Genomic DNA, 9757 nt, shown 5'->3' with positions numbered 1-9757 from the left:
GGTCGAGGAGCCGTCCGCGATCGCCGACCTGGCCGGCAACGCGCCTTACCCCGCGCTGCGTACCGCTGACTCGGGTTACCTGACCCGTCGTCTGGTGGACGTTTCGCAGGACGTCATCGTCCGCGAGGTCGACTGCGGCACCACGCGCGGCATCATGATGCCGATCGGCGAGGACCTCGGCGACGGCAAGGTCGTGCGCGACCAGCACGTCGAGACCTCCGTGTACGCGCGGAACCTCGCGACGGACGCGGTGGACGCCAAGGGCAACGTCGTGCTGAACGCCGGCGACGACATCGGCGACCCGGCGCTGGACAAGCTCATCTCCAGCGGCATCACCAAGGTGAAGGTCCGCTCGGTGCTGACCTGCGAGTCGGCGGTCGGGGTGTGCGCGACCTGCTACGGCCGTTCGATGGCGACGGGCGAGCTCGTCGACGTCGGCGAGGCGGTCGGCATTGTCGCCGCCCAGTCGATCGGTGAGCCGGGCACGCAGCTGACGATGCGTACGTTCCACCAGGGTGGTGTCGCCGGTGACGACATCACGACCGGTCTGCCCCGTGTCACCGAGCTTTTCGAGGCTCGCGTGCCGAAGGGCAAGGCTCCGATCGCGGACGTCGACGGCCGCGTGCGGATCGAGGAGAGCGAGCGGTTCTGGAAGATCACCCTGATCCCGGACGACGGGTCGGAGGAGATCGTCTTCGACAAGCTGTCCAAGCGGCAGCGGCTCGCGAACACCCCGAACGGCCCGCTGGGCGACGGCGACCACGTCAACGTCGGCCAGCAGCTGCTCGAGGGCACGCCGGACCCGCACGAGGTCCTGCGCGTCATGGGCCCGCGCGAAGCGCAGATGCACCTCACGGACGAGGTCCAGAAGGTGTACCGGGCGCAGGGTGTGTCGATCCACGACAAGCACATCGAGGTCATCGTGCGGCAGATGCTGCGCCGCGTGACGATCATCGACTCCGGTGCCACGGACTTCCTGCCGGGCGAACTGCCCGAGCGGACGAAGTTCGAGGCGACGAACCGGGCCGCGGTCGCCGAGGGCGGCGAGCCGGCATCGGGGCGTCCGGTGCTGATGGGCATCACGAAGGCGTCGCTGACCACGGACTCGTGGCTGTCGGCGGCCTCGTTCCAGGAGACCACGCGAGTCCTGACCGACGCGGCCATCAACGGCCGCTCGGACAAGCTCGTCGGCCTCAAGGAGAACGTCATCATCGGTAAGCTCATCCCGGCCGGTACGGGCATCAACAAGTACCGGAACATCCAGGTGCAGCCGACCGAGGAGGCGCGGGTCGCGGCGTACGCGATCCCGTCCTACGACGACGGTTACTACACCCCGGACGTGTTCGGTTCGGGCACCGGCGCCGCGGTTCCGCTGGACGACTACGACTTCGGTCGCGACTTCCGCTGATCCCGCTCCGCTTGAACGAAACGCCCCCGGTCCTCGTGACCGGGGGCGTTTTCGTTTGTGTGCTCAGACCGCGGCGGGCACGTCGATCCGGTCGAGGAAGCCGGCGACCAGGTCGATTCTGGCGACCAGGGTCGCCGGGTCGATCTCGTCCCGGTATACCGCGTAGCACCACCCGCGATCGAGGCCGATGAGGTCCGGAAGCAGCTCGTGGTTGCCGCGCAGCCAGTCCATGGTCTCCGGGGAGGTGACCTGGGCCGAGAGGTCCTGATCGCTGGCGTATCCGGTGAACTCGTTCTCGGACGACGTGAATTGCTCCCAGCGGGCGGCCGACGGCGAGGTTCGCGCCTCCGCTTCGAACAGCCTTTGCTGGTAGTTGAAATACGCCATGGTCCGCCCGAACATCCGCACCGGATCGGTCGGGTACGCCTTGGCGATCTTCATGCTCGGCGTCGGCCCGACCTTGGTTTCGATGGTGTACTCGTAGATCCTTCTGGTGCTGTTGGCCCCGACCCGGAGCGTGCACCAGTACGCGCTGACCCGGAACTGCCGGTCCCGCCGCGGCAGGTCAGCCGCGAACTCGACGGTCGGAGGACTGCTGGGGAAGCTCATGCCCTCCGAGATGGTCTTCGGCCGGTACAGCTCGCCAAGAGGCTTCCGGCGCTGCGCGGACCGGGGCCGCCCGTATTTCAGATCGGCGACCATGGATCCGCCCAGTTCCTCGGGCACCGCGTGCAATGCGGCCAGCCAGGCTTGCTTCGCTCGCTTCTTCTTCAGATGCCAGCGAAAGCCGAGAACACTCGGGAGCACGACCAGTACCAGGACTCCGACGATCGGTCCGAGCCACACCCAAGTGTCGTGCAGTGCGCGAGCCACGCCTCAGAACTCCAGATCTTTTGTGGTCTCGTCTTTCGAAGTTCCGTCCCCGGTCGCCGCGTACTCGACGGCCTTGCGCGCGTTCTCCAGGTGTCCCAACGGTTTCCCTGGCTTGACTGGCAGGTCGGGATCGTTCTTGTCGTGGCTTCGGAGCCCGACCTGCGACCGTGCCTCGTCCAGCAGCTTCCCGCCGACGGTTTTCCCGAAACCGTCGGCGGCCCGCTTGGCGGTGGTCTTGCCGCCTTCCATGGCCATCTTGGCCACCTCGTCCTTGGCCGCCTTGAAGAACGTCTGGAACCGGGCGATCAAGTCCTTGATCATGTCGAGCAGCTTCTGCAGCTTGCTGACCTGTTTCGTCGCCTTGCCCGCGGTAGACGCCGCGCGCACCCCGGTCGCCGTGCCCGCCGCCGCGGTGGATGCTCCGAACGACGGGACCGCGGCGGCCAATGCCGGGATCCAGATCATGATCAGCCAGGTGATCAGCTCGGTCAGCAATGCCTTGATGAAGTCCTCGATGACGGTCATCGCCATGCTGCACACCTGCAGCATCGTCGCGATGTCGCCGGCCTGGTCGGCGGTGCCGGTGATCCCGGTCGAGAACTTGGCCAGCTTCTCCGCCGCGGTTTCGGCCGCGCCGCCTTCCCACTGCGAGAGCGAGCTCTTCGCCTGCTCGCTGAACTGGTGCGCGAACTGCTCCAGCCCGCGCCCGATCGCCGTGAAGTTCTCGGCCGCTTTGGACAGCGCCGGCCCGTCGCCGCTGACGAAGTGGATCGCGTCCTGGAGCGGGTCGCAGACGGCCAGCAGGAAGTTCAGTCCCTGGCCGACCAGCCAGCCGATCGGGTCGGTGCTGATGCTCATCGCGGTTTCCGCGCACGACTGGACGAAGTTGGTCGTCTCGGAAACCACCCCGCTCAGCCCGGTCGCGGTGTCGCCTGCCTTGATCGCGTCGCTGGTGCCCGCGTCGTAGATCTTCACCGCGCCGCCCACCACCGGCAGCGCGTTGACGATCTTCTTGCCGGTGCTGTCCTCCGGCTTGATCTCGATCTTGCCCAACGGATCAGACATCCCGCCCCCTACTTCTGTCCGCTGCCGAGGTTGTCGATCTTGCCGATGACGTCTTTCCAGCTGCGGCAGTGATCCTCTTCGGTCTGGTCGTAGAACTGGCCGGCACGGTTGATCTTGTCGGAGGCGGACTGCAGGCCGGTTTCCATCGCGGCCAGCAGGTCTTTCAGGTCGTCGACCATGCTCGTGTACTTGCTCTTGACGAAGATGCCGACGACGCCCCAGGACTCGTCGCCGACGTCGGCCTGGGACACCTTGCCCTTGACCCCGGCGACCGCCGTCTTGTTGCCCGCTAGCTGGCGGGAGTAGTCGTAGAGCTTCGCCGTCTGCACCTGGTAGCCGGCCATCAGCGGTGGTCCTCGTCGTCGAACAGGTTTTTCAGGAAGTCGTCCCCGGCGGACCCGGCCGAGGACGGCGGCGGCGGGGGAGGGGTCTTCTCCTCGGGGTCGGCGAGCAGTTCCCTCTCGGAGTAGTCCTCGTGCTGTTCCTCCTCGACGCTCCGCTGCGGCGCGGGCGCGCCCCGTTCCATCGCGGCGCGCAATTCCTCGACGTCGGTGCCCAGCAGTTCGGCCTGGGTTTCCAGCACCTGCTCGGTGAGCTGCATGGAGTTGCCCGTGTGCTGGTCCACCAGCACGGCCTGCTGCCGCGCGGACTCGGCGACCGCCTGGTGCAGGGTCGCCATCACCATCCCGGACAACTCCGCCCCGCCGCGGCGCAGCGCGGCATCGGTGACCTGGATGTCCTTGATCGACCCACCCGGACCGGCGACCACGGTGACCGACCGGTCGGGCGACGTCGCGGTCGCTTCGAGCGCGCTCAGTTCCTCTTGCATCTGGGCGATGCCGGAGAACTGCTCGTCCACCCGGCGCAGCCTCGATTGGAACCGGTCGAACTCCGCGACCAGCCGGTCGAACTCGTCGGACATGCCGTCTCCCCACCCCGTGTTTGAATGCCTGCCGTTATGGCCCAATCCGGCATTTTACGGACGGTATCCGACTAAACACGGCAAAACCGCAAAAAACGCCCTGACGTGCGGCCCTCGGGCACGGTCGCGGTGCGTAGCGGGTCCGGAGACGGTACTTGTACGGTCGTGGGTTTCCTCCGGCTGCCTTACATTCGCGCGCGTGGCTGATGTCGTGCCGTTCACGGACAACTTCTCGGATCTCTCCAACGCGCAGGGGTACCAGTTCGAGTTCCGTTGCGAGCGCTGCGGAAACGGGTACCGCTCGGCGTTCCAGCGGGACGCGATGGAGACCGGACGCAGCATGCTGCGCGCGGTGGGCTCCTTCTTCGGCGGGACGCTGCAGCAGCTGAGCAGCTCCGCGGACCAGTGGAAATACGACCGGGCGACGAACTCGTCGGCAAAGGACCGCGCACTGACCGCGGCGGTCGAGGAGATCACCCCGCGCTTCCGCCAGTGTCGTGGTTGCAGCGACTGGATGTGCGCGGATCAGTGCTGGAACGAGGAAATCGGCCAGTGCCTGCGCTGTTCGCCCATCGTGGCGGAGGAGATCTCGCGCGCGCAGGCGGCGGCGCAGCGGGACCAGATCTGGGACCAGGCGCGCGAGAAGAACTGGACCAAGGATCTGGATCTGGGCACTCGCGCGAAACTCACCTGTCCTGATTGCGGCCTGAAGGTGAACGGCGGGAAGTTCTGCACGGGGTGTGGGAGTTCACTGGCCCCGACTGTCCATTGTGGAGAATGCGGCAAGGAATCCAAGGCGGGTGCGGTGTTCTGCGCGGATTGCGGACACCGGCTCTGAGTGGTCAAACCTTGGCGAGGGTTTCGCGCCGCTTGCGCACCCGGCGGGGGACGCTCGGGAAGTAAGTGCGTTTGATCAGCAGGAGCCCCGGAACAAGCCAGATCAACGCGCCGAGCAGATCGACGGCCGCGAACGCCGAGCCGACCTGATATCCCGGATGTCCCCAGAACGGGCCGACCGCGATGTCGACGACGGCACCGCGCGCTGGAAGGTCATTCTGCGACCAGTCGGCGGTGATTTCGCGCGTACTGCCGTCGTGCTCGTAGGTTCCGTCGACCTCGGCCCGGTCCGCGGTACAGGACATGCCGCCGCTCGTGGTTACGCAATGGCGGGTGCCGCCTTCGCTGACCCGCGAGACGGTCGCTTGCACCTGCGGTGCCAGCCTGGTCAGCACGGCGATCGAATTGCCCGCAGGTCCCACGCCGATGCCGATCAGGGCGAGCGCGATGAGAGTCCGCGCGGTCAGCGAAACCGAGGTGACCGGTTGCCGGTCCCGGGCGTCGCGCCTGCGGTTGAGCGGGGTGCGGATGAACCCGCCGCGCTTGCCGATCCACGCGTCGTAGCGGGTGTCGGCACTGGTCGCGGCCGAGCGGAATCGCCGGTCGCCAGCCCACTTCTCCCAGATCGCCGAGGGAACGACCGCGGCGAGCATCGCGAGCTTGCGGGAGTTGTCGAACATCCGGTCTTCGGTCAGCCCGCCGGTGTCGGTGGTCCAGATCGCGTCCTCGCGGAACGCGACCTGGTGGACCCGGAACCACCGGTCGTTCAGAATCAGTTCGCGGACCTCGCCGGTCAGCATCTCCCGCGCGAATTCCGGATCCGAGGTGTAGACGGAGAACCGGCGGTCGAATTCGGGGTCGACCTCGAATTCGTGCAGAGTGGTGTCCGGCCGCAACCAGCTGAACTGGTTGCGGTTGATCCGCATGTCTTCCAGCGGAGTGAAATGGTCCGGGGCGAAGGCTTTGGTCTTCGGCGAGACGGTCAGCGCGGGCACATTCGGGATGCGCAGTTCCACGACCGAGCAGATCGAGCCGAGCGCTTCGGCCAGCTTCGACTTCCGGCGGAAATTCTCGTCCCGGTACGGAGATTCGGTCGAATACTCGATCCCGAGCAGCCGGTGCCCGTGGTGAGTGAACTCGACGGTGGCCCGGCTCGGCCAGGGATCGGGATGGTCCCGCGGGACGGAGAGCCCGTGGCGAGGCAGGAAGCCGAAGCTGGGTTCGCCGGTCGAGTCGACGCGGGTGACCCAGCGCTGCTGATGCCAGCCCCGCCAGGCGAGCAGCGCGGTGACGACCAGCGGCACGCCGTACCAAGCCAGCGGATGTACGGCCACGCTGGCGGAGAACCAATACAGCGTCGTGAGGGACACCGTAATCCCGCAGAGCGTATGGAACACCGCCGCGAGGACCGCGCTGCGACGCTCGGCCCAGGCGGCGATCCAGAGCAGAGCGAGGGCCAGTGCGTAGCCGCCGAACAAATACCCAGGGACAATCAGCTCGTCCGTCACGCGGCGACCCTACATGTCGAGATTTTCGCGGGTGTCTTCTTCGGAATGCGGTCCCGCCTTGTCGGTGGCTTCCTCTGACTTGTGGACGTCGCGGGAATTGCTGATCGTCTTGTCGGCCGCGTCGTAGATGCCCTTGCCCACGTACGCCGAGCCCTTCTTGAAGTCGGCCGGGTTCACTGGCCCCGACTGTCTATTGTGGATAGTTCGGGAAGGAATCCAAGGCTGGTGCGGTGTCCTGCGCGGAGTGCGGGCACCGGGTCTGAGCGGTCAGACCGCGGCTACCGGTTCACGCGTCTTCCGGAGCCGCCGCGACGCCCTTGGCCAGTAGGTCGCTTTCACGATGAGGAGACCGAACAGCAAGGGAAAAGCGCATACGAAGATGACTCCCTGAGCGGCGCTGGAGCTCTCGAAGATCGGGCTCCACCACAACGGCCCGAGCTGAACCTTGACGACGTCGCCGACCTCCGGCATTTCCTCGGACCACCGGGTGGTCGAGGTGTAGGCGGAGCCGTCGAACACATAGGTGCCGCGAACCCGGGCGGCGGAGCCCCCGGTGCACTTTCCCGAGCTTCCGCGGCAGACCGGCGCGGCGCCTCGGTCGATCCAGGTCACTTTCAGCTCGACCTCGGTGCCTTGGCCGTTCATGACGAGAATCGAATTTCCGATCGCCAGCATGGCGGCGAGCAGCATGACCGCCGCGACCAGCGAGCGCATCGCGAGCGACGTGGACGTCACCGGCTGCCGGTCCCGCGCTTCCCGGCGGCGGTTCAGCTTGGTCCGGATCAGTCCGCCTCGAGCGCCGTACCACAGGTCGTAGCTGGTTTCGGCGCGTGCGGTCACCCGCCGGAAGCCGGTCGCCGCGGAGCTGGTCCACTGGCCGGAGGGCAGTTGAACGGCAAGCATGGCGAGCCGCCTCCCGTTGCCCAAGACCCGTTCTTCGGTCAGCCCGCCCGCTTCCGCGGTCCACATCGCGTCGTGGTCGAACACGACCTCGTGCACCCGGAACCACAGGTCGGTCATGATCATCTCGCGGACCTCGCCGGTGAGCACCTGGCGGGCGAACTCCGGGTCGCTCGTGGTCACCTCGAACCGCCGGTCGAAGTCCGGATCCAGTTCGAACGCCGTCAGCGCCGCGGAGGGTTTCGGCGAACCGGCCTGGTTGCGGGTGATCTTGGCGTCTTCCAGCGGGGTGAACAGTTCCGGCTCGAAGGCCTTGGTCCGCGGGCTGATCACCAGGGTCGGCCCGGCGGGGATCCGCAGCTCCACGAGGGTGTAGATCCCGTCGACCTGATTGGCGACCGAATCGAGCACGCCGTCGGGCGTACCGGAGGAATACTCGACGCCCAGCAGCCGGTGCCCTTGGTGCTCGAACTCCGCGATGCCGCGGGTCCTCGGACGATCGGGTTCGGTGATCGCGACGGTGCGGCCCTGCCGGGGAAGAACCCCGAAAGTCGGCTCCCCGACGGCGCCCAGCCGCCGGATCCAGAACCGTTGCCGGAAAATCCGCCAGAGCGCGAACCCGGCCATCGCGAGCGGGATGCATACCCAGCCGATGGCCGGCCCGCTGCTCTCGGTCCCGGCGGTCAGCCAGTACAGCGTCGTCCCGAACAGCGCGGCGACGCTGAGTGCTTCGCAGATGGCGGTCTTGACCACGCTGCGGCTCTCGAACCGGCCGGCGAGCAGCAGCAGGAGCAGCGTCAGGACGTAGCCGCCGACGATGTACCAGGGTTCGAGCAGTGCTGCCATTTTCGCGGCTCCTGTGGGCTGCTCTTCGGCACCCGGGTGAAGAGGTCTTGTGCTGTGGCAGGGCGAGGGTAGTACGCGCCGAGCAGGCCCGCTGTCGCGTGCGAGGCAGGACCGAGGCCTCGGCGCGGCCGGTCAGATGTCCAGGTCGTCCTTGGTTTCTTCGACGCTCTGACCGTTGCCGGGATGATCCCCTTTCAGGTTCGTGATCGCCTTGTCCGTCGCCTTGTACGCCGATTTGGTGGTGTAAGCCGAACCCTTGGACAAGTCGCCCGGTGCGACACCGGTGGTCGCCTTGACGGTCTCGTCGAAAAACTTGCGCGGGACGCTGGTGAAGACGTCCTTCGCGGCTTCGCTGTATGCGGCGCCCTGTGCGTTCAGTCCCTTGGCGAAAGCGCCGGTGATCGCCTTCTCCTGGCCGGGGGTCATGCCGACCTTGCCCGCCTTGGTGAGCTTCGAGCCCTGCTTGACCAGGTCGTCGCTCCACTTCATGAGGAAGCCCATGAATTTGTCGAGCAGCTTGCCGAGCTTCCCGAGGTGTTTGGTGATCTTGCCGATCGCGCTCGCCGCCTTCGCGACGGACGCGGCCATCGCACCCGCGACAGACGAGCCGAGGCTCACGATCGACGCCGCCAGCGCGGGCAGCCAGATGTAGATGAGCCAGCTGACCAGTTCCGAGATGATCGCCTTGACGACCTCCTCGATGACGGTCATGACCATCGACCACATCTTCAGGGTGTCGGAGACAGAGCTGGCGGCCGAGCCGATGCCGTTGATGCCCTGCGCGAACTCGGCCAAGGCCTTCTTGGCCGCCTCTCCGCCCTCGCCTTCCCAGTCCTTGAGGGCCTCGTCGCCGGTCTTGACGAAATCGTCGGCCAGCTTCACGAAACCCGTGCCGATCGCGACGAAGTCCCCTGCCGCCTTCTCCAGCGCGGGACCGTCGCCGGTCACGAAGTGCAACGCGTCGTTGAGCGGCTGGATCAGGTCCAGCAGCATGTTCAGGCCGTTGCTGACCAGCCAGCCCACCGGGTCGAGCGCGAAGCTCGCCATGTCCATCGTCGCCCCGGCGACGAAACCCGCTCCGTCCTGAAGCAGTTGGCCACTCGCTGCGGCGACGTCGCCGACACTGTCGGCTTTGGAGAACTTGTCGTAGGCGTTGGAGATGGTGCTGACGCCTTTGCCGACGAACGGGGTGTGCGCCGTGGCCTCTTTGGTCTCGTGCAGTTTGCGCTCGAACGCGTTTTCGCCGCGGTGGTCGTCGTGGAGCTTCACCCCGTCGGCGATGCTGTCCTGTCCCATGGTTTCCCCCTGCTCAGCGCGGCCCGTCGATCTTCGTCTCGAATTTGCCGAACTTCATGACGGTGTCTTGTTCGTGGCCGTCGTAGATCTCAGCGGCCTTGC

The 9757-nt window shown here is 66.7% G+C and carries 9 protein-coding genes and 1 pseudogene; 2 read left to right on the top strand and 8 right to left on the bottom strand.

The window, feature by feature from the left end:
* A pseudogene (locus tag ACWDNU_RS43865) lies at nt 1-1408 on the top strand (DNA-directed RNA polymerase subunit beta'); the annotation flags it as partial.
* 63 nt (nt 1409-1471) lie between these two features.
* Here the strand turns inward: ACWDNU_RS43865 and ACWDNU_RS43860 are convergent.
* The 4 genes from ACWDNU_RS43860 to ACWDNU_RS43845 are packed head-to-tail and all read right to left on the bottom strand — an operon-like array spanning nt 1472 to nt 4268.
* Nucleotides 1472-2281: a hypothetical protein gene (locus tag ACWDNU_RS43860; protein WP_449673201.1), complete on the bottom strand. Its 810-nt coding sequence runs from the start codon at nt 2279-2281 to the stop codon at nt 1472-1474.
* A gap of 3 nt (nt 2282-2284) precedes the next feature.
* Complete coding sequence (locus ACWDNU_RS43855) at nt 2285-3346, bottom strand: hypothetical protein (protein ID WP_370932212.1); 1062 nt, start codon at nt 3344-3346, stop codon at nt 2285-2287.
* Nucleotides 3347-3354: 8 nt separating this feature from the next.
* Nucleotides 3355-3690: a hypothetical protein gene (locus tag ACWDNU_RS43850; RefSeq protein ID WP_449673200.1), complete on the bottom strand. Its 336-nt coding sequence runs from the start codon at nt 3688-3690 to the stop codon at nt 3355-3357.
* Nucleotides 3690-4268, bottom strand: a complete 579-nt coding sequence (locus ACWDNU_RS43845) for a YbaB/EbfC family nucleoid-associated protein (RefSeq protein ID WP_449673199.1) — start codon at nt 4266-4268, stop codon at nt 3690-3692. The genes ACWDNU_RS43850 and ACWDNU_RS43845 overlap by 1 nt, the downstream gene beginning before the upstream one ends.
* Nucleotides 4269-4467: 199 nt before the next feature.
* Between ACWDNU_RS43845 and ACWDNU_RS43840 the strand changes: the two genes are divergently transcribed.
* Nucleotides 4468-5106: a double zinc ribbon domain-containing protein gene (locus ACWDNU_RS43840; RefSeq protein ID WP_370932209.1), complete on the top strand. Its 639-nt coding sequence runs from the start codon at nt 4468-4470 to the stop codon at nt 5104-5106.
* Nucleotides 5107-5110: 4 nt separating this feature from the next.
* On the opposite strand, the gene ACWDNU_RS43835 is transcribed toward ACWDNU_RS43840, so the two are convergent.
* The 4 genes from ACWDNU_RS43835 to ACWDNU_RS43820 all read right to left on the bottom strand — a co-directional run bounded on the left by ACWDNU_RS43835 (nt 5111) and on the right by ACWDNU_RS43820 (nt 9655).
* Complete coding sequence (locus ACWDNU_RS43835; RefSeq protein WP_449673198.1) at nt 5111-6613, bottom strand: hypothetical protein; 1503 nt, start codon at nt 6611-6613, stop codon at nt 5111-5113.
* Between the two features lie 9 nt (nt 6614-6622).
* The gene (locus tag ACWDNU_RS43830) at nt 6623-6790 is read right to left on the bottom strand and encodes a hypothetical protein (protein ID WP_370932207.1); all 168 of its coding nucleotides are present in this window, start codon (nt 6788-6790) and stop codon (nt 6623-6625) included.
* A gap of 90 nt (nt 6791-6880) precedes the next feature.
* Nucleotides 6881-8359 carry a hypothetical protein gene (locus ACWDNU_RS43825; protein WP_449673197.1) on the bottom strand — a complete coding sequence of 493 codons (1479 nt, stop codon included), beginning with the start codon at nt 8357-8359 and terminating at the stop codon, nt 6881-6883.
* A 132-nt stretch (nt 8360-8491) separates the two neighbouring features.
* Nucleotides 8492-9655 carry a hypothetical protein gene (locus ACWDNU_RS43820; RefSeq protein ID WP_370932205.1) on the bottom strand — a complete coding sequence of 388 codons (1164 nt, stop codon included), beginning with the start codon at nt 9653-9655 and terminating at the stop codon, nt 8492-8494.
* Between the last annotated feature and the right edge of the window lie 102 nt (nt 9656-9757).

The organism is Amycolatopsis sp. NPDC003676, assembly GCF_053587275.1.
Note: the sequence above shows the minus strand (reverse complement) of the source record. Positions and strands in the feature narration are given on the sequence as shown.

What these genes read in the sequence shown, in the direction of transcription:
- ACWDNU_RS43855 (WP_370932212.1), bottom strand. Translation starts at nt 3,346, where the DNA reads ATGTCTGATCCGTTGGGCAAGATCGAGATCAAGCCGGAGGACAGCACC.
- ACWDNU_RS43845 (WP_449673199.1), bottom strand. Translation starts at nt 4,268, where the DNA reads ATGTCCGACGAGTTCGACCGGCTGGTCGCGGAGTTCGACCGGTTCCAA.
- ACWDNU_RS43825 (WP_449673197.1), bottom strand. Translation starts at nt 8,359, where the DNA reads ATGGCAGCACTGCTCGAACCCTGGTACATCGTCGGCGGCTACGTCCTG.
- ACWDNU_RS43820 (WP_370932205.1), bottom strand. Translation starts at nt 9,655, where the DNA reads ATGGGACAGGACAGCATCGCCGACGGGGTGAAGCTCCACGACGACCAC.
- ACWDNU_RS43850 (WP_449673200.1), bottom strand. Translation starts at nt 3,690, where the DNA reads ATGGCCGGCTACCAGGTGCAGACGGCGAAGCTCTACGACTACTCCCGC.